The organism is Streptomyces scopuliridis, from assembly GCF_042790125.1.
Classification (GTDB): domain Bacteria; phylum Actinomycetota; class Actinomycetes; order Streptomycetales; family Streptomycetaceae; genus Streptomyces; species Streptomyces scopuliridis_A.
In genome coordinates this window covers 17,516-35,749 of sequence record NZ_JBHTZS010000044.1, presented here as the reverse complement: position 1 = coordinate 35,749, position 18,234 = coordinate 17,516, and the positions used below count along the sequence as shown (strand labels likewise).

14 protein-coding genes and 4 pseudogenes are annotated in these 18,234 nt (G+C 68.1%); 14 read left to right on the top strand and 4 right to left on the bottom strand.

Going from position 1 to position 18,234, the window contains the following annotated elements; translation table 11 throughout:
* Positions 1 to 39: 39 nt before the first annotated feature.
* The 3 genes and pseudogenes from ACFRKB_RS36380 to ACFRKB_RS38975 form a co-directional block, all read left to right on the top strand.
* Positions 40 to 1,227, top strand: coding sequence for a sensor histidine kinase (locus tag ACFRKB_RS36380; protein ID WP_383110886.1), 1,188 nt, complete (start codon positions 40 to 42; stop codon positions 1,225 to 1,227).
* On the top strand, positions 1,228 to 1,905 hold the full coding sequence (locus ACFRKB_RS36375) for a response regulator (RefSeq protein WP_383110885.1): 678 nt from the start codon (positions 1,228 to 1,230) through the stop codon (positions 1,903 to 1,905).
* A 35-nt stretch (positions 1,906 to 1,940) separates the two neighbouring features.
* Positions 1,941 to 2,157, top strand: a pseudogene (locus tag ACFRKB_RS38975) (IS110 family transposase); the annotation flags it as partial.
* Positions 2,158 to 3,243: 1,086 nt separating this feature from the next.
* Here the strand turns inward: ACFRKB_RS38975 and ACFRKB_RS36365 are convergent.
* Positions 3,244 to 3,888 (bottom strand): annotated as a pseudogene (locus ACFRKB_RS36365) (IS701 family transposase); the annotation flags it as partial.
* A gap of 65 nt (positions 3,889 to 3,953) precedes the next feature.
* Between ACFRKB_RS36365 and ACFRKB_RS36360 the strand changes: the two are divergent.
* The 4 genes from ACFRKB_RS36360 to ACFRKB_RS36345 all read left to right on the top strand — a co-directional run bounded on the left by ACFRKB_RS36360 (position 3,954) and on the right by ACFRKB_RS36345 (position 7,568).
* A complete protein-coding gene (locus ACFRKB_RS36360) occupies positions 3,954 to 4,517 on the top strand; it encodes a dihydrofolate reductase family protein (RefSeq protein WP_383110884.1) in 564 nt (187 codons plus the stop codon).
* 372 nt (positions 4,518 to 4,889) lie between these two features.
* Positions 4,890 to 5,492, top strand: a complete 603-nt coding sequence (locus ACFRKB_RS36355; protein WP_383110883.1) for a helix-turn-helix domain-containing protein — start codon at positions 4,890 to 4,892, stop codon at positions 5,490 to 5,492.
* Between the two features lie 673 nt (positions 5,493 to 6,165).
* Entirely contained in the window at positions 6,166 to 7,185 is a 1,020-nt protein-coding gene (locus ACFRKB_RS36350) for an AraC-like ligand-binding domain-containing protein (RefSeq protein WP_383110882.1), read from the top strand.
* 116 nt (positions 7,186 to 7,301) lie between these two features.
* Positions 7,302 to 7,568 (top strand): hypothetical protein, encoded by a 267-nt coding sequence (locus tag ACFRKB_RS36345; RefSeq protein ID WP_383110881.1) that lies wholly within the window; start codon positions 7,302 to 7,304, stop codon positions 7,566 to 7,568.
* Between the two features lie 164 nt (positions 7,569 to 7,732).
* Here the strand turns inward: ACFRKB_RS36345 and ACFRKB_RS36340 are convergent.
* Both ACFRKB_RS36340 and ACFRKB_RS36335 read right to left on the bottom strand, forming a co-directional pair.
* Positions 7,733 to 8,034, bottom strand: a pseudogene (locus tag ACFRKB_RS36340) (transposase); the annotation flags it as partial.
* Between the two features lie 45 nt (positions 8,035 to 8,079).
* The gene (locus ACFRKB_RS36335; protein WP_383110880.1) at positions 8,080 to 9,597 is read right to left on the bottom strand and encodes an amidohydrolase family protein; all 1,518 of its coding nucleotides are present in this window, start codon (positions 9,595 to 9,597) and stop codon (positions 8,080 to 8,082) included.
* Between the two features lie 637 nt (positions 9,598 to 10,234).
* On the opposite strand from ACFRKB_RS36335, the gene ACFRKB_RS36330 reads away from it, so the two are divergent.
* On the top strand, positions 10,235 to 10,774 hold the full coding sequence (locus ACFRKB_RS36330; protein WP_383110879.1) for a hypothetical protein: 540 nt from the start codon (positions 10,235 to 10,237) through the stop codon (positions 10,772 to 10,774).
* Here the strand turns inward: ACFRKB_RS36330 and ACFRKB_RS36325 are convergent.
* Positions 10,764 to 12,226: pseudogene (locus tag ACFRKB_RS36325) on the bottom strand (NF041680 family putative transposase). The gene ACFRKB_RS36330 and the pseudogene ACFRKB_RS36325 overlap by 11 nt on opposite strands.
* Positions 12,227 to 12,801: 575 nt before the next feature.
* Here ACFRKB_RS36325 and ureA point away from each other — a divergent pair.
* The 6 genes from ureA (at position 12,802) to ACFRKB_RS36295 (ending at position 17,988) form a co-directional block, all read left to right on the top strand.
* The gene (gene ureA / locus ACFRKB_RS36320) at positions 12,802 to 13,188 is read left to right on the top strand and encodes an urease subunit gamma (RefSeq protein ID WP_383110878.1); all 387 of its coding nucleotides are present in this window, start codon (positions 12,802 to 12,804) and stop codon (positions 13,186 to 13,188) included.
* 10 nt (positions 13,189 to 13,198) lie between these two features.
* Positions 13,199 to 13,777, top strand: coding sequence for an urease subunit beta (locus tag ACFRKB_RS36315; protein WP_383110877.1), 579 nt, complete (start codon positions 13,199 to 13,201; stop codon positions 13,775 to 13,777).
* A gap of 33 nt (positions 13,778 to 13,810) precedes the next feature.
* Positions 13,811 to 15,685: an urease subunit alpha gene (ureC, locus tag ACFRKB_RS36310; RefSeq protein WP_383110876.1), complete on the top strand. Its 1,875-nt coding sequence runs from the start codon at positions 13,811 to 13,813 to the stop codon at positions 15,683 to 15,685.
* Positions 15,686 to 15,693: 8 nt separating this feature from the next.
* The gene (locus tag ACFRKB_RS36305; protein WP_383110875.1) at positions 15,694 to 16,347 is read left to right on the top strand and encodes an urease accessory protein UreF; all 654 of its coding nucleotides are present in this window, start codon (positions 15,694 to 15,696) and stop codon (positions 16,345 to 16,347) included.
* Positions 16,348 to 16,372: 25 nt separating this feature from the next.
* Positions 16,373 to 17,116 (top strand): urease accessory protein UreG, encoded by a 744-nt coding sequence (ureG, locus tag ACFRKB_RS36300; RefSeq protein ID WP_383110896.1) that lies wholly within the window; start codon positions 16,373 to 16,375, stop codon positions 17,114 to 17,116.
* 83 nt (positions 17,117 to 17,199) lie between these two features.
* Positions 17,200 to 17,988 carry an urease accessory protein UreD gene (locus ACFRKB_RS36295; protein ID WP_383110874.1) on the top strand — a complete coding sequence of 263 codons (789 nt, stop codon included), beginning with the start codon at positions 17,200 to 17,202 and terminating at the stop codon, positions 17,986 to 17,988.
* Positions 17,989 to 18,234 lie beyond the last annotated feature (246 nt).

The window sequence follows — 18,234 nt, the reverse complement described above, 5'->3', positions numbered from 1 at the left end:
TCCGATTCACCGGACATACGGTGTCGCGATAATGGCCAGGTGGACACGGACATCGCACCATGGCTCAGGTGGTGGCCGCAGGCCTGGCGGCTGGCAGCGGCCGCGGCAGTGGGCCTACCGGTCTGGCTCGCCACCGGTGTGCTGCTGAAGTGGCAGGCGGCCGGAACGGGCTCCTGGTTCCTGATCGGTGATCCGCTGGTGGCGCTCGGCTGCTTGACGGCGCTTGTGTGGCGGCGGCGGTTCCCGCTCGCCGTCGCCATGACGGTCGCGGTCGCGTCGACCGCGTCGGCACTCGCCACCGGCGCCGCGCTCGTGGCGCTGGGTTCGGTCTCCACCCGTCGCCGTCCGGTGGAGATCGGGGTCGTCGGGCTGGCCTACGTGACAGCGTCACAGTTCGCCGTCGGGCTCTACCCGGTCCAGGGCCCGAGCCCGCCCGGCCCGTGGTGGGTCCAGCTCGCGCTCTCGGCACTGACCGCGGGCATCGCGGCGGCCGTGGGCATGGCCATCGGCGCGCGGCGTGCCGAAGTGCGCTCCCTGCGGGACCGGGCGGAGAGCGCGGAACGGGAACAGACCGCGCGAGCGGCGCAGGCACGGGCCCTGGAACGCAACCGGATCGCGCGCGAGATGCACGACGTGCTCGCGCACCGGATCTCCCTGGTCGCCATGCAGGCCGGGGTGCTGGACCACCGCGGCGACCTCACAGCGGAGGAGAACCGCGTGCTGGTCCGCTCCATCGCCGACGGCTCCCATCAAGCCCTGGAGGAACTACGGGATGTCCTCGGTGTGCTCCGGGCCGACCCGACCCGCCCGGAACCACCACAGCCCTCCCTCGACCGCATCCCCGAACTGGCGGCCGACGCCCGCGCATCCGGGCTGGACGTCACACTCACCACCAGCCTGACGGCAGATCCGCCCGACGTCGTAGGGCGAACCTGCTACCGGATCGTCCAAGAAGGACTGACCAACGCCGCCAAACACGCCCCGGGCGCACACATACACATCACCCTCGAAGGAACAGAAGGCGACAGACTAGAGGTCACTGTCCGCAACTCCCCAGCCATCACAGAAAACGCGCGACCACCGGCGTCGGGATTTGGCCTGCTCGGCCTCGGCGAACGAATCACCCTCGCCGGCGGAACACTCGACCATCACCCCACACCCGACAACGGATACGTCCTCACCGCACGACTACCCTGGCCGAACCCCACCCACGAAAAGAGAACATGAGTGGACAGCGAGCGGCAGCCGGTGCGCGTCGTCATCGTCGACGACGACCAACTGGTGCGCGTGGTGCTGCGGCTTGTCATCGACGGCGAACCGGACCTGACCGTCGTCGCGGAGGCAGCCGACGGGGACGCCGCGATCACCGTGGTGGATGAGCAGCGGCCGGACGTCGTGCTGATGGACGTGCGGATGCCCGGCCGTGACGGTCTCAGCGCGACCCGGGAAATCCTCACCCGCCGGGCGCCACCCCGGGTGCTCATGCTGACCACGTTCGACTCCGATGCTCTGGTGCTCGGCGCGCTGGAAGCAGGAGCACTCGGGTTCGTCCTCAAAGACACCCCACCGCCTCGGATTCTCGACGCGGTGCGGACCGTCGCGGAGGGCAACCCCGTACTGTCTCCAGCGGCCACGGCACGGGTGATCGCCGCAGCCACCGGTCCACGGTCCTCCTACGCTCGCGACTCGTCCCGGGAAGCCGCACGGAAACGGCTGGCCGCGCTGACCGAACGAGAACTCGAAACCGCCCGGGCCATCGCGGACGGGCTGGGCAACCCGGAGATCGCCCGGAGGCTCCACATCACCATCGCGACCGTCAAGGCACACACAGGCAACCTGTTCGCCAAGCTGGCGGTCGAGAACCGGGTACAGATCGCGCTCCTGGTTCGCGACGCGGAGGAATGACGGACCCCGCGACGAGGTGAACCTTGAGCGGACCCAGGCCCTTTCAGCGGCAGGTCGAGCTGCTGGCCACCATTCCCTGGGTGAGCGCGCACACCGCCAAGGTGATCCTCGCCGAGATCGGCGCGGACATTCGGCCGCTTCCCCTCGGCCGGCCACCTCGCCTCCTGGGCAGGGGTGTGTCCGGGCAACCACAAGTCCGCGGGCAAGGGCCCGTCAGGCCGCACCCGCCCCGGCGCCCCGTGGCTCAAGGGCTGAAGCCTGAGCGGCCCTTCGAGGACAAGGAGAGCTTCGTACTTTCGGCTGACATCCAGGCCTCACATTCCACCTTCTGACCGAACCGGGCAGGGCCGCCGTGCGTGAACGACAAGCAAACCACCTACCTGCAGGAGTTGCCGTGATGCCCTCCCTGACCAGTCCCGTTGCCAAGTTGCTGCTGACAGCTTCAGCCCTGTCGTTGACCGCCGTCACTGGCTGCGGTGTGTTCGGAGGGAGCTGGGACGTCAAGCTCGAAGTGATAGGTGAGGGAAGCGGTAACGTCAGCGTATCAAGTTAGGCGAGGTGAGGTGACGTATGTCCTGACTGACAACTCCCGTCAAGTCGAGCGGAATCGCCCCCAAGAGGAGGTCACATGGCGGTCGAAGTGAGCGACATGGCCGAGCGAACCTGGATCCGGCCCGACAACGCCAAGCTGATCGGCCGGCCGAATTCCGCTCCTCGCCATGAGATCCGTGTCACCGGCGTTCGGAGGAACCGCCGTTCCTCTCGCCATCACCTGGCTGGTATGAGGAACAACCTATCTGGCGATCGCGTTCGGGCTGCGTGGCACGGAATCCCTCACGCTCTGCTTCGGTCCGGTTTCTGACGGCGGGTCTGCTGCTGTGTGGCTTGGCCGAAAGCCGCCACGAGCCGCGGCTGACGGCACCTCGGCGACGGCGGGCCACGCTCGTCCGGGTACTGCTCCTCTCCGTGGGCATGGGCGGCGTGGCGTTGGCCGAGGTGTATGTCGACTCGGGCACGCCGGCCTCGTTCATCGCCACGGTTCCGCTGTGGAGGGTGTTGCTGAACACCGCAAGGGGACGGCCGACGCGCGGCGCTGAATGGGCCGGGTCCGGCTCGGCCTGGCGGGCGTCGCCGTGCTGCCGGCCGGATTCGGACGCGGTGAGCTGACAGGCGCAGCGATCCTCCTGCCGGCCGCCATATGCTGGGTACTGGGCTCCCATCTGGACGACCACTCTGCCGGAACGCGTGGACCAGCCGCGCAGATGCTCGCGCGCGGTGCTAGCTAGTACTGCAACGGTCTTTTGTGTGACGGTGGGTCGGTTTCTGGTGGTGTGTGGCCTCGTTGTTTGTAGTGGCTGGTGCGTGCCTGGTGTTGTAGTAGGCGATGTCCTCCGGCCGGCGGACGCTGCGGCGGGCGATGACCCAGTGCTGCCGGTCGGGCCGGTGCCAGGGGCGGACTTCGACGCGGGCCCAGTCGAACACGCGCGGGCCGTGGGCGCCGTTGCCGCACGAGCGGCGTTTCCACTTCTGCCGGGGCAGTTCCGGGAACAGGTCGCGGACGGGGTGGTCGATGGCCCAGCGTGTGACGACGGTGTCGTGCCGGGCGGCGGCCATGATGTGGAAGACGTCGGCCTGTTCGAGTTCGTGCCGCCAGCCCTTGCTGTAGCCGTAGGCGGCATCGGCCGTCAACCAGCCGAACGGGATCTTCTCCGCGATTGCGCGGCGGACCATCGCTTTCGCTATGGCTGCCTTGGTCTCGAAGCCGGTTGCATCGTCGATACCGGCCCGGCGGCACCGCTCGCGGTCGTCTGTCCACGACGTGGGCAGATACAGGCGGCGGTCGATCAGCGTGCGCCCGCGGTCGGTGCAATGGGCGAGGAAGACGCCGATCTGACAGTTCTCCGTGCGTCCCGCGGTGCCGGAGTACTGCCGCTGGACCCCCGCCGACCGCACGCCCTTCTTGAGGAAGCCGGTGTCATCCACGCCTCCAGGATTCGGGGTCAAGGCCCGTCTAGACTTCCCCGACCGACTGGCGGAAGGCTGGCGCTATGCGGAGACTGCTCTACGGCATGAACCTGTCCCTGGACGGCTATGTCGCCGCGCCCGGCGACGACCTCAGCTGGAGCGAGCCGAGCGACGAGCTGTTCCAGTGGTGGCTCGACCAGGAGCGGGCGATCAGCCTGTTGCTGTACGGGCGCAAACTGTGGGAGACCATGAGCGCCTACTGGCCGACCGGCGACGAGCAGCCGGGCGTCACTCCAGCGCAGACCGAGTTCGCACGGAACTGGCGAGACACACCGAAGGTGGTGTTCTCCTCGACGGTCGACAAGGTCGACTGGAACACTCGCCTGGTCACCGGCGACGCGGTCGCGGAGATCACCCGGCTCAAGGCCGAGGACGGTGGGCCGATGAGGGTCGGTGGCGCAGCGCTCGCCGGGGCGGCGATGCGGGCCGGACTGATCGACGAGTACACGATCGTCACCCATCCGGTCCTGGTAGGTCGCGGCACACCGTTCTTCACCGCGCTGGACAGCTGGGCGAACCTGAACCTGGTGGAGACACGGACGTTTCCCGGTGGTGTGGTCCTGACCAGGTACGAGACGAGCCGCTGAACGCGCTGGTCGAGCGGTGGGACATCGACGACCAGCGACGGATCGGGGCACGTCCACGGACCGTCGGCGAGCAGTTCCCGGTCGAACAGCCGCTGCGGGTATCCGAACGGGTGCGGCTGCTGCGGGCTGTACGCGGTCGCCCGTGACGGCGCAGTACGGGAACCGGCCCGAGTCGCAGCCGGAGGGGCAGTCGCCGGGCTTACCGGCGTGTGCACTCGCTGCTGGGCAGACCACCCCTTGCACGCCTGAATGCCGCTGTCGAGCTGCGTGCTTCGGGTCATCGTGACCACCTCCGACCGTCACGGTGCACCCGCTTCGACAATCGGGCAAAGCTCTTTGCGGAAAGTGAAAACCCCATGCAGGGTGAGATGCATGAGCGACGACTTCGAGGCGGTACTGGCCGCCGTCGGCCCCCGGCTGCGCGAGCTGCGCCGCCGCCGCCGCGCCACCCTGACCGCCCTATCGGAGACCACCGGCATTCCGATCAGCATCTTGTCCCGGCTCGAATCCGGGCAGCGCAAACCGGGTCTGGAACTCCTGCTGCCACTCGCCCGCGCCTACCAGATGCCGGTCGAGGAGCTGATCGGCGCACCCACCGACCTCGACCCACGGGTGTACCCGCAACCTTTCACCCGCAACGGCATGACGGTCGTTCCGCTCTCGCGCACCCCCGGCGCACTACAGGCGTACAAACACATCCTGCCCGCCGGCCTGACCGACAGCCACGAACCCGATCCCCGCTCCCACGAGGGCTACCACTGGCTCTACGTCCTGCGCGGACACCTGCGCGTCGTGCTCGGAGACAAGGACTTCATTCTCGCCGAGGGCGAGGTCGCCGAATTCGACACCCACCTCCCGCACTGGTTCGGCAACGCCGACGAACACCCCGTTGAGTTCCTCAGCATCCTCGGCCCGCAAGGCGAACGCGTCCACATCAAAGCCAGCTACCGCCCCGACGAAACCCGCCCCCGCTGAGCAGCCAGACCATCGGCACGAACCACGAAGCGTAGGCCATCTTCTGCTCCAGATCCCTCTCGCTGGCGTTAACAACGATTGTGGTCAATACACCTAGTAGCGAGCCTGAACCCAACAGATGAGGGCGGTAGAGATCAATCCGCCGGTCGTGTAGGCGGCACCCTTAACGGCGTGGACTGTGATCATCCCGGCCCGGCGCCGCCATCGCGATGGCGGCCGGTGACCGCACGGGGCGGCCGACTGGTGCTGAGACTCTCCTCAGGTTCTCAGACCTCGCGGATGGTGGGTCCGGATACGCCTGCGTTGGCCATTCTGGCGCCCAGGGTGTGCCGAAACTAGTGCCAGTTGACGACAGCGGGGTCGCCACCGTGTGCCGGAAGAGCTGCCGTGTCGTCCGGTTTGGGGATGCTCGGGGCCCGGGGCGACGTCTCGGCAGTGGACCGGAATGTCGGCGTGGATGCTCCCGGCCGCAGTGCAGGAAGTGAGACGCAGGTCACCTTCGTTCGTGTCACAACTTGCGGGAGCTGTCCCGTCCCAGAGGCACAACCACCAACAACGACGGGGCAATGGAGTGCACCATGGAAGCCCGGTTCCATGGAGTCTGCGGCCACTGGGGTCCATGGGCCCCGCCGTACGAACCAGCGCCGCGCCCCTCTCGCGAGAGGAGAAGGCGATGATCGAGACGGTGTTCCGGACTGAGGGAGTGCCCGCAGCGGAACGATTCGGTTACTGGCGTGAGTGCATGACCCGGCTGCTGTGTCCCATGGACATGAACAGTGACGACGACTCCACATTCCGCGCGGAGACGAGACTCCTCCGACTCGGTTCCGTCTCGATCTGGCCGGGAGGTATGCAGCAGCCGATGCGCTGTCGGCGGACTCCCAAGCTGATCCGGCAGTCCGATCCGGAGAACTACCACCTCTCCCTGCCGATGAATGGTTCGATGGCCATCTCGCAAGCCGGGCGCGAAGCCGTGCACGGCGCCAACGAGATGTACGTCGTTGACACCTCACAACCCTATGAATGCCGTGTATCCGGCGGGCCCCTTCGCGGCGTGGGGCTCGAAGTGCCCAAGACACTCGTGCCCTTACCCACGCACGCCGTCGGCCGACTGCTGACCCGCCGGATGTCGGCACAGGAAGGGATGGGCGCACAGCTCGCCGGCTTCCTGGCCCGCCTCGCCGACGACAGTGGCTCTTACAAGCCCGGCGACGAACAGCGGCTGGAGACGATCCTGATCGATCTGTTCACCGCCACGCTGGCCCATCACCTCGATGCCGACGATGACCTGCCGCCCGAGACTCACCGCCGGACCCTGCCCGTGCGCATCCGGACATTCATCCAGCACCATCTCCACGACCCGGGTCTCACACCTGGCGCGATCGCTGCCGCGCACAGCATCTCAACCAGCTACCTGCACAGCCTCTTCCGGAACCAGAACCTCACCGTCTCGGCCTGGATACGTCACCAGCGCCTGGAACACGCCCGCCGCGACCTGGCCGACCGGGCCCAGTACACGGTCCCTGTCCACCGCATCGCCGCCCGCTGGGGCTTCACCCACCACGCAGCCTTCACCCGCGCCTTCACTACCGCATACGGCCTCGCGCCCCGCGACTACCGGTACCAGGTCCACGCCGGTTCGCCGACGGATACGAGGCCAACAACGTTGCCTGCATTCGGGACTGCGGTGTAGACGCATCGTCAAGAAGTCTGGCCTCTACGCCAACGACGCACTGGCGACACCACGGCAACGTTGATCCCGTCACCACCAGTCCCCGGGAAGCGCCCGGGGCCCAACGAGGAGAAGACATGAAGATGAAACGAGCCCTGGTCGCTATGGCGATGACCGTGGGAGCAGTGGGAGTACCACTGGCGACCGCCACCTCGGCACAAGCCACGCAGAGCCAGTGCACGAACTACCTGGCCAGCAAGGGCTACGTCGTCAGGGACGGCGTTCGGTCGGCATGCAGCCACGGCACGTTCCTCGGCGGCGCCCATCCCTTCTGTACCGCGAAACTGATAGAGCTCGGGATGACCAACGGCACCCATATCAACGAGGCCTGCAAGCGCGCCTAGGTTTTGTCCGGCCGATCATGTGGCTACTTCGTCCTCGGGTCGTTGATGCGGATATGGGGCGGGGTGATCTTACGGATGCCGAGTGGGAACGGCTGCGGCCGTTCCTGCCGGTCAGCAGCAGGCGTTGTGGCAAGTGGCGGGATCACCGGCAGGTGATCGAAGTCGTCCAGGCCCACAAGGTCCGCACGACACAGTTCGGTCAGCAGGCCGGCGTGCAGGCGGGGCCAGACGTGGGCCTCGGTCCAGTCCCGCAGTCGACGCCAGGCCGTGACACCGGAGCAGCCACGGTCTCAGCGGGGACGTCGCGCCAGGCGACACCGGTCCGCAGCACGTACATGATGCCGACGAGAGCTGTCCTGTCCGGAACGCGAAGTCTCCCGGGATGGCGGTGTCGTCGTTCGGGAGCGGGTGGCAGCAACGGGGCCGCCCGCTCCCACAGGTCGTCCGGAACAAGATCAGCACGCACTCGGACACCCTGCAGAGCACGATCGCTGAACGCAATGCGTGCGGCTCAGCTCGATTCGCGGCCCTCAGGCCGCACCGGTACCCGGCGCTGCGGGCAGGGTGATAGCTCGGGCCCGGCGGATCGGCTGGCCCGGGCGCGCCTCCAGGATCTCTGTGCCGTCCCGGATGATGGGGGTGCCGCTCCAAGGACGTGCCGGAAGCCGGTGGAGCGCTGCGCGGGCTCGGTGAACGTCGCATTGTCCTGCACGGTGGCGAGGTCGAACACCACGACGTCCGCGTCCGCACCGACCTGGAGCCGGCCCTTGCCACGCATCTGCGGCACCGACGCCTCCAGGATCTGCGCCGGGATGAGGCTCGTCCTGCGGATCGCCTCGACCAGCGACACCTTGGGCTCCTCCCCGGGGCCCCCGCGCGCCCAGCGGGAGAGGAAGCGGGAGAAGCAGCCGGCCGACCGCGGGTGGGCGAAGGAGCCCTCAGGCAGGGGCCAGACATCGCCCTCGACCAGGGTGCCGTCCTTGTTCACCCACGGCATCGCGTCGGAGGCAATCGCGGCCCCGGGGTACAGCACGGAGAGGTCGAGCAACTCAGCATCTTCGGGCTTGTCGGGGTCGTCGGGGCGCAGGAAGTGCATGTTGACGACGGTGCCGGGCTCGTTCTTCTGCAGTTCGTCGATCTTCTCCTGGGTCATCGGTTCGCCGTTGACCTCCATCGCCGAGGCGTCCTCCACCCCCCAGCGTGCGAGCCAGTCGCCCTGGAAGACCTCCGCGCTCACGGTGCTGGAGCACGCGCCGTAGGGGTACGCCTCGACGGTGATCGGCACGCCGCGGTCCTGCGCCTCGGAGACGAGTTCCACGCAGGCCTTGGCGTCCCGGCCGGCGTTGGCGTTGAGGTGGCAGATGTGCATGTGCGCGCCGGTCGTCGCGGCGAGGGAGATGAGTTCTCCGAGTCCTTCGAAGCCGCTGTCCGGCTCCTGGACGGAGAGGTAGCGGATGTGTGTGAACGTCGGCACTTTGTGCTTCGCGGCGAGTTTGGCGAGCGCGTGGTACTCCTTGCGCCCGTATCCCGGCGCGTAGCCGCCGTTGATGCCGATGCCCAGGCCGCCCTCCAGCAGTCCCTTCTCGACGCGCGCGATGATGCGCTCGACCTCGTCGTCGCCGGCCAGGCTGTTCTGCCAGCCGTCGTGCGAGAACGCCTCCTGGAACCAGACCAGGTTGGCCTCGGGCTCCCGGCCCTCCTTCTCCGCGATACGGGCGTACGTCCACGCGGCGGAGGCGCCGTAGTTGATCGGGCGGCCTTCGGCGGCGACGTTGTCGTAGAACTCCGCGATCGGCAGGAGTCCCGATTCCAGTTCGAGCGCGGTGGTCACCCCGTCGAAGGCTTGCATCCACGCGGCGGGCAGCTGCTGGCCGTGCGAGTGGAGATCGATGAACCCAGGGGCGACGACCAGGCCCTCGGCGTCGATCACTGTCGAGCCCTCCAGCGGCTCGCGCGAGATCGCCGTGACCTGGTGTCCCGTGATCCCCACGTTGAGGACCTCGTCGACGTTCCTCTCGGGGTCCACCACGCGCCCCCGACGAGGACGACATCGTACGGGCCGGGTTTGTTCTGCTGCGTGTGGCCCTCTTGCGGCTTGTCAGTCATCGGCATGTCCCTGGTCGCCATAGTGATTCGTGTCCGAGCAGATCCTGACAGGTCATCAGCTTGCAGGACCTTGCCCCGGGGCCGGGTTCACCCGACGGGCGGAACCCGGCGCCCTCGGCGCCAGCCTTCCGTCGTCTCGTCATTCTTGTCCTCAGCTGACTCGCAGACGTCGCAGCCCTCTGCAGACCCGAACCGGTTTCGCGGAAGCCGTAATGCCCAAGCACGATGAGGAATGCGCGGCAGGGCCGGCAGGGTGTTGGTGGCCAATTGCGTTTACCCGCTTGCGGTCACTCGAAGGGGAGTCATCTGGCCGCGAATGTGACAGTGCGTGGCTGCGTCCCTCTCCCCGCCTCGCCCGCAGGTAGCTCGGCGCAGATCCCGGTTCGGTGTCTCCGGTGGACGCGGACAGGCCGGAGCCCCCGTCGCGGGGGCTCCGGTGCGCCGGGCATCGGCCTCAGGTAGTGAGGATGAAGGGGAACAGGCCGGCGAGGACGAGGTCAGCACTCAGCTTGAGATTTATCCCGTAGGAGCCTTCGGTGCTTGGCTCGCATACTGGTCTGATGAGTCCGATCCGCACACACCATCGGTTCCGGGACCCGCGCAGCACGAAGTACGACTTCCTCGAGTCTGTCCTCGTGCGCTGCCCCGGCTGCGAGAAGGTTGCGCACGTCGGGACGGCGCCAGACCCGGCCGGATTGCAGACCCCGGGCCTCTTCGCACCACGGCGTCTCGTCTGCCGGAACTGCGGGACGGCGAAGGAGTGGAGGCGTGGCTGTGTGGCCTTGCACCGGGACCCAAACGAGCCGGCCGCAGACCCGCACTTCGGCGTCCGTCTGTGGCTGCAGACCGAGACCCGGCACGGGTGGGTATGGGCCTACAACCTGGAACACCTGGACCTGATCAGACGATTCGTGCAGGCGCCGCTGCGCGAGGGGACTCCCTGGCACGACCACGGCCGGAGGATGACCGTGGTGGCCTGCCTGCCCGCATGGATGCAGCAAGCTAAGAACCGCGACGAGGTTCTGCGGGCCATCGCCCGCATCTTGCCTCACTGCTCGGTGCCTGGTCCAGGAACACCGAACTTGTCGCTCATCCCGTGACGCGTCTGGGCTTGGTGCCCTTCTTGTGGTGGCTGGGGCGTGAGTGCGGTTCGCCAGTTCTGAGGACCCGGCCGACGTCCTGAACGACAGCCCGTCGACGGTTCTTCACGCCGGGCGGGCGGCCGGGGCCGGGCTTGGTGGGTTTGGGTGCACGGGCTGGCAGAGGGCACTTCATGCGGAGGTTCCGGAACCTCCGTCGCACCCGGGCGGGGGTGAGTTTGTTCGGCAGAGCCGGCCGTTCCCAGGGGCGGCGGAGATCGGTGACCAGGCCACGGACGAGGCGGAGTTGCGTGTGAGCTGCGACGATCAGCCAGGTCCATCGGTCGGCGGCCTCGGGATCGCGGAGCTTCGGGCGGGTCCAGCCGAGCGTCTGCTTGATCATTCTGAAGGTGTGCTCCAGATCGAATCTCCGCAGGAACGCATGCCAGAGCCGGTCGACATCCGTCTCGCTCGCCCCGGTGCCCGGACCACCACAGCCAGACCAGCTTCGGGTCCGCGCCGTTGGGCAGACGGTCGACCTTGAGCCGGATCACAGTGCCCTCGCTGATCGGCAGCTCGTCCCGGTGGGCGAGCCAGGCTGCCCGGCGGGTCAGTCTCGGGTGGAGCCGGTCAAAGGCGGTGGCCACCGCGGTGCCGTACCGCTCCGTCTCCGTGACCGTGCGGACATCCGGCTCACCCCAGGTGTCCGGCTGGCCGAAGACGAACTCGCCGCCGTGCTTGGGCGGCCGCCCGCCCTTCGGGTCGTAGATCCTCGGCGGCGCCGGCCGGCGCATCACACGGTCCGACCGCAGCCTGCCCAGCAGCTCGACCGGTAGATCGGTCAGCAGGAACGACAGCCGCTGAACGTCGTAACCTGCATCCAGGAGCAGAAGGATGTCCAGGTCGCCGGGCTTCCACTGACCTGCGGCGACCAGGCGATCGATCACCTCGCGGACCTGGACAGCGGTGACCGCCGCGACGTCGGCACCCGGTTCGAGCCGGATCGCGTCCAGCAGCGCGGTCCAGGAGGTGCGGCCCACCTCCAGTGCCGCGACAATCGAGTACGGCCAGCCGGGGATCATGCGGCGCTCGTTCTTGCCCCGGCCATAGGTGTGGCAAGAACGAGCGGTCTGGTGAGGTGTTCGCGTCCGGCCGCAGCCACGGGCTGACATCCGCCGCGAGCACCAAGCGCCCGTCCGCGGCCCGGGGCAGCGGCAGCCCGGCTAGCGTCCTTCGCAGCCGTGCGGCATCGACGCGGCCACGGTTGAGTCCGCCGTACAACGCGCCGTGCCCACGACGGTGTTCAGGCGCGAGCGCGAGGTCGACCAGGGTCCTCACCGGCCCATCGGAGCACAGCAGCGCGTCGCAGAGCTCAAACAGCTCGTCGCCCCGTCGGGCCAGGCACGCATAGAACTCCGACCGGAAGCGTGACGCTTCCGCGAACGCCTCCCGGCGGACGTCCTCATCCAGCAGACACGACTCCACGGCCTTCGTTACGGTCACGTGCGCTCCTCGGTCGGAGCACAGGATCGGGCGAAGGCCGCCCGCATGTCCGCTGAACTGCGAAAACACGGCTCAAGTACGAGGGCCGTTCGACACCTGGACGATAAGCGACAAGCTCAGAGGAGACGCTCGCGTTCAGGCTTGTGCCGATCGGTGATGAGATCCCCTGCTCCATCCGGGTCGGCGGTGGCACTGTCGAGTGCAGGTCATCGAATCAGCACCCCTTCTCGTAGCCGCCGGCTTCGTTCAAACGCTCGCGTCGGCACCCGTTCGAGGGGTCCGGGGCGTTTATGCGGCAGCATCCCTACCGGCCGCAGGATGATCAACTACGGCGCAGCGTGGCTCAGCTGGCGGACCCGGTGGTCCCCCTCTGGCTGCGGACTCACATTCATCGCTGGATCCGGGAAGGCGGCAGGCATCTCACTCCCCGAGTACATGTGTGCCTGCTCGCCTTGCGGGCGTCGGCCCGGAGGCGTCCTGGCTGCCTTCCCCGAGCCGGGGTCACCAGGGGCCAGAGAGACCATCACCACCACCGAGGAGCACGGATGCACCTGGTTCCGTCAGAGCAGGAAAAGCTGCTGTTGAGCGTGGCGGGGATGCTCGCCAGCTACCGCAAAGAGCGCGGCATCAAGCTGAACTACCCCGAGGCCGTGGCCTACATCAGCTGTTGGGTCATCGAGGAGGCCCGGGCGGGCACCTACACCGTCGACCAGATGATGAGCGACGCCAACGTTCCCCTGGAGCGGCGGAAGGGCGACACCCGGGGCGAGGGCGAGAGCATCCTCACGACGGTCGACGTCATGGAGGGCGTCGCCGAGATGCTCGACATCCTCCAGATCGAGGCGACCTTCCCCGACGGTCGCAAGCTCGTCACCCTCTACGACCCGATCCGTACCCCGAAGATCACCCCGACGGCCACCCCGATCCGCTGAGGACGAACCCATGCCCTACTTCCAGCCGCTGGCAGCGAAGCCCACGCCGATCGTGTGTCCGGACGCGCGGCCTGACTGCGCTGGTCCTCCCGAACCCCTGCCGCCCTCCGATCTGGATCCGGGCCAGGTCCACAGCTTCTCCCGGTACAAGGTGGGCGGAGTGTGGGTCAAGGACCCGACCGCGGAGCACGTCCTCAACTCCGAGGAGGGCAAGGCCACTGTCTACGTGGTCAACGTCGGTGACCGCGACATCCAGATCGGTTCGCACATCCACCTGGCCGACGTCAACGAGGACCTGCTGTTCTTCACCGACCTGGACGCCGCCACCGCTGCCGAGGCCGCGCTGACCGACCCTGAGCGCGTGCGGTCTGAACAGATCGCCGCCGCCCGCGAGTTGGCGCACCAACGGTCGAAGACGCCGGGAGTGGCCCCCTGGGGCTACCGCCTCGATATCGCTCCGGGGGACTCCATGCGGTTCAGCCCCGAGAACGCGCCCAGCGACGCGATCGAAGTCGTTCCGATCGGCGGGAGGCGTCATGTTCCGGGCCTGCGCAAGGACAAGCAGGCCGGCGACGCCGATCTGGACTGACAGGGCCCTCGTAAACCCAGCTGGAGGAAAGCAATGGTGCAGATCACCCGCGAGCAGTACGCGAAATCCTATGGCCCGACCGTGGGCGACCAGGTCCGTCTGGGCGACACCAACCTCTGGATCGAGATCACCGAAGACCTGACCTTCGGTGGTGACGAGGCGATCTTCGGCGGCGGCAAGACCATCCGCGAGTCAATGCTGCAGGGCACCACCACCAGTGCGCAGGGTGCCCCCGACACCGTGATCACCAACGTGATCATCCTGGATGTCGCTCCCGCCCAGGAGCGGGGAAACAGCAACGCCGTCGTACGTGCCGACGTCGGAATCAAGGGCGGCAAGGTCGTCGCGATCGGCAAGGCCGGCAACAGCGATGTCATGGACGGGGTCACGCCCGGGCTGGAGATCGGTCCCTCCACGGACGTGATCTCCGGCGAGGGCAAGATCCTCACCGCCGGCGCCGTCGACACCCATGTGCACTACATCTCCCCCTCCGCCGTGATGGAGGCCGTGGCCACCGGGACCACCACGCTGATCGGCGGCGGTGTTGGCCCTTCCGAGGGTTCCAAGGCGACCACCGTGACACCCGGCCCGCAGCACCTGGTGAACCTGCACCGCAGCTTCGACGACCTGCCGGTCAACGTGATGCTGCTGGGCAAGGGCAACACAGTCAGCAAGGACGGCCTGGACGAGCAGGCGCTGGCGGGCGCCGGTGGTTACAAGATCCACGAGGACTGGGGAGCCACTCCGGCGGCTCTGGATGCCGCGCTGAAGGCCGGAGAGAAGTGGGGCCTGCAGGTCACCCTGCATGCCGACTCCCTCAATGAAGCCGGCTTCGTCGAGACCACCCTCGATGCCATCGGTGGGCGTGGAGTTCACGTCTTCCACGCCGAGGGCGCCGGCGGCGGGCACGCCCCCGACATCCTGAAGGTGGCCGCCGAGGAAAACGTTCTGCCCGCCTCGACGAACCCGACACTGCCGTACACCAGGAACACCGTGGCCGAGCACATCGACATGCTGGCCTCCGCCCACCACCTCGACCTCAGCAACAAGAATGACCAGGCGTTCGCCGACTCCCGTATCCGCTCCACGACCATGTTCGCCGAGGACGTGCTGCACGACATGGGCGCGATGTCCATCACCTCCTCCGACGCCCAGGCCATGGGTCGCATCGGTGAGGTCGTGACCCGCACCTGGCAGGTCGCCCACGTCATGAAGGAGTGGAGCCACAAGACCTTCGAGGACGCGAACTTCTTCTACCGGACCGAGCGGGGAGCGGGCGACAACGCCCGTGCACTGCGCTACGTGGCCAAATACACGATCAACCCCGCCATCGCCCACGGCATTGACGAGTACGTCGGTTCGGTGACGGTGGGCAAGCTGGCCGACCTGGTGCTGTGGGACCCGCGGTTCTTCGCCATTCGGCCCGAAATGGTCATCAAGGGCGGCGCCATGGTGCTCGGCAACCTGGGCGACCCCAACGGTTCGGTGTCGACGCCGCAACCGACGTTCCTGCGCCCGGCGATGGCCGACGCGCTCGCCTCCCAGCTGTCCTACTCGTTCGTCTCGGACAAGGTCCTCAACCCGCCCTCCGGCACCGACCCATACGGCGCGGTGAGGGACCAGGGCGTGTTCAAGGACTCATTGAAGACCACCCTTGGTCTACGGCGCGAACTGAAGGGCGCGAAGCCTGTCAAGGACGTCAAGAAGGCGGACATGGTCTTCAACGGCGGGCAATTCGGCATCGACATCGACCCGAGCACATTCAAGATCGCGGTGGAGATCCCGGGTCTCGCCACGGCGCGGAATCACAGCCTCGCCAAGCACAGGAGCCGTGTTGGTTTCTGGTATCTCGACCAGCCGAATCCGCCGAAGAACCTGCCGCTCACCCAGCGTTACCTGATGTTCTGAGGCGCCCGGTGAGCACCTCTTCGCTCCTGCTCGCCCTACTGGGCGACGCGCGGCTCCCGTCCGGGGGACACACACAGTCCGCCGGTCTGGAGCCAGCCCTGCGGGCCGGCACGACATCGGCCGAGGTTCCCGCCTACCTGCGCGCCCGGCTCCGCACGGTCACCCTTGTGGAGGCCGGAACCGCCGTGGTCGCCCGTGCGGTGGCAGCCGGCGGCGGCGACCTCGCCGAGGTCGAGGCCGCATGGGCCGCCCGGACCCCCAGCCAGGCGCTGAGGGTCAACGGGAGGCGCCTGGGCCGCGGATACCTGCGTGTCCTGCAGACGCTCTGGCCCGGCCCCCTCGACGCTCGCGCACGCAGCTGGTCGCGCCCCGTAATCCTTGGCCTGCTCGCCCACCGCGCCGGGATGGACCCCGCCGAAGTGGCCCGCCTGGTCGGCTACGACGACGCCCAGACCGTCACGGCGGCCCTGCTCAAACTCGAGCCGCAGGACCCGCTGCTCATCACCGCGTGGGTGAACGACCTGCTGCCCGACATCGACGCGATGGCCGCTCAGGTCGCCCACCTGCACACCCCCGCACAGATCCCGGCCCACGGCGCCCCTCTCATCGAGCGCTGGGCCGAGACCCACGACACCACCACAGAAAGACTTTTCAGTGCCTGAGAACACCACCGCCCCCACCCGCGCCATGCGTCTGGGCGTAGCCGGTCCCGTCGGCACCGGCAAGAGCTCGCTGATTGCGACACTGTGCCAGGCACTCTCCGGCGAACTGCGCCTGGGTGTCATCACGAACGACATCTACACCGACGAGGACGCACGCTTCCTCAAGAGCGCCGGGGTGCTGGACCCCGAGCGGATCCGCCCGGTAGAGACGGGCGCGTGCCCGCACACCGCGATCCGCGACGACGTGACCGCCAACCTGCTGGCGGCCGAGGACATGGAGGCCGACTTCGGCCCGCTGGACCTGGTCATCATCGAGTCCGGCGGCGACAACCTCACCGCGACCTTCTCCCCGGCCCTGGTGGACGCCCAACTGTTCGTCCTGGACGTCGCTGGCGGCGGTGACGTCGTACGCAAGGGCGGCCCCGGCATCGCCCGCGCCGATCTGCTCGTGATCAACAAGACCGACCTGGGCCAATACGTGGGCGTGGACGTCGAGCGCATGGCCCGCGAGGGCCGCGAAGCCCGCCAAGGCTCCCCGGTGGTCGCGCTGTCCCGGCACGACGCAGCGTCCATCCGGATGCTGACCGGCTGGGTGCGCGACACCCTCGCCCACTACCGCACCGGCGAGCACACCCCCGTCGACCCCGGCCCCATGGCCCCACACTTCCACGCCGACCAGGACGGCGAGGGCGGTCACCCGCACACCCACGCCGACGGCACCAACCACGCGCCCTACCACGCAGCAGCGAACGCAGGGCAGAGCGCGTGACCCGCCCGACCCGCCTGAGCGTCGCACCCACGGGGAGCCGCAGCCGCGTCCACCACACGACCGGGCACCTGACGGTGCGGGTCATGGACCAGGACGCAGACGGAGCCAGGGTGGGCCTGCTCGCCACCCAGGCACTGCTGCTGTCCGGCGACGACGTCCGCATCGAGGTGGACGTCGCTGCCGGCGCCTGGCTCGACGTCGTGGAGACGACCGGCACGGTCGCCTACGAAGGCGAGGCACCGTCGTCCTGGACGGTCGACGCCACCGTGGGCGACGGAGCCGTCCTGACCTGGGCGGGCAAGCCGTTCGTGGTCTCGGACGAGATCGCCACCCACCGTCGCACCCAGATCCGGCTGCACGGCACCGGCAAGGTGCTGATGCAGGAGAAGGTTGTACTGGGGCGTGCCGGGCAGTTGGGCGGGGATCTCAGCATGTCCCTGGAGGCGAGCGACGACACCGGGCCGGTGCAGGTGGAACACCTGAACCTGGGACAGCAGGTCCGTCAGATGCCGGGCGTCTTCGGAAACCTGCGTTCCATGGACACGGTCACCGCCCTGGGATGGACACCTGAACCAACCGGTGAACCAAAGGCCGGCACCACCGGGCCCGGGGAGACCTACTTCCCTCTGGACCGGTCCGGGGCCGCACTGCGCTGGATGGGAATCGGACGATTCCGTGACCAGCTGTGCGACGCCACCTTCGCCGTCTGGCGCGAGGAAGTCATGCGCGACTACCGGCACCGACACGCCGCACGGCACCTGGGTCACGCAGAGGAGGAGACCGGCCTCGGAGAGGTTGATCGTGGCGCGGCCGCCGCGGCCGTGGCAGCCGCGGCCGGGCGGCCCCGTGCCGGTACACGCTGCGCTCCCTGACCGGATGACAGATCGACCCATACGCGGCCCCTCTCGGAGCGGACGAGATCGGCGCTGCCCCCGCAACGATGCAGCGCGGCGGACGGCTCCCCGGGAGCCGATTGGGAGCCGACCCGCTCCCCCAAAACCTCCCGGCCGACCGAGACGAGCTGCTGCTGTGCCTGGTCGGACGCAACGAGCGCGAGGACGCCGACTGACCGTCACCCCCGACGCCCCGGACGACTTCTTCGCCCGCTTCGATCCTCC

Excerpts from the sequence above, each read along its gene's own strand:
- ACFRKB_RS36360 (WP_383110884.1), top strand. The coding sequence starts at position 3,954 with ATGCGGAGACTGCTCTACGGCATGAACCTGTCCCTGGACGGCTATGTC.
- ACFRKB_RS36355 (WP_383110883.1), top strand. The coding sequence starts at position 4,890 with ATGAGCGACGACTTCGAGGCGGTACTGGCCGCCGTCGGCCCCCGGCTG.
- ACFRKB_RS36350 (WP_383110882.1), top strand. The coding sequence starts at position 6,166 with ATGATCGAGACGGTGTTCCGGACTGAGGGAGTGCCCGCAGCGGAACGA.
- ACFRKB_RS36345 (WP_383110881.1), top strand. The coding sequence starts at position 7,302 with ATGAAGATGAAACGAGCCCTGGTCGCTATGGCGATGACCGTGGGAGCA.
- ACFRKB_RS36330 (WP_383110879.1), top strand. The coding sequence starts at position 10,235 with ATGAGTCCGATCCGCACACACCATCGGTTCCGGGACCCGCGCAGCACG.
- ureA (WP_383110878.1), top strand. The coding sequence starts at position 12,802 with ATGCACCTGGTTCCGTCAGAGCAGGAAAAGCTGCTGTTGAGCGTGGCG.
- ACFRKB_RS36315 (WP_383110877.1), top strand. The coding sequence starts at position 13,199 with ATGCCCTACTTCCAGCCGCTGGCAGCGAAGCCCACGCCGATCGTGTGT.
- ureC (WP_383110876.1), top strand. The coding sequence starts at position 13,811 with ATGGTGCAGATCACCCGCGAGCAGTACGCGAAATCCTATGGCCCGACC.
- ureG (WP_383110896.1), top strand. The coding sequence starts at position 16,373 with ATGCGTCTGGGCGTAGCCGGTCCCGTCGGCACCGGCAAGAGCTCGCTG.
- ACFRKB_RS36295 (WP_383110874.1), top strand. The coding sequence starts at position 17,200 with ATGGACCAGGACGCAGACGGAGCCAGGGTGGGCCTGCTCGCCACCCAG.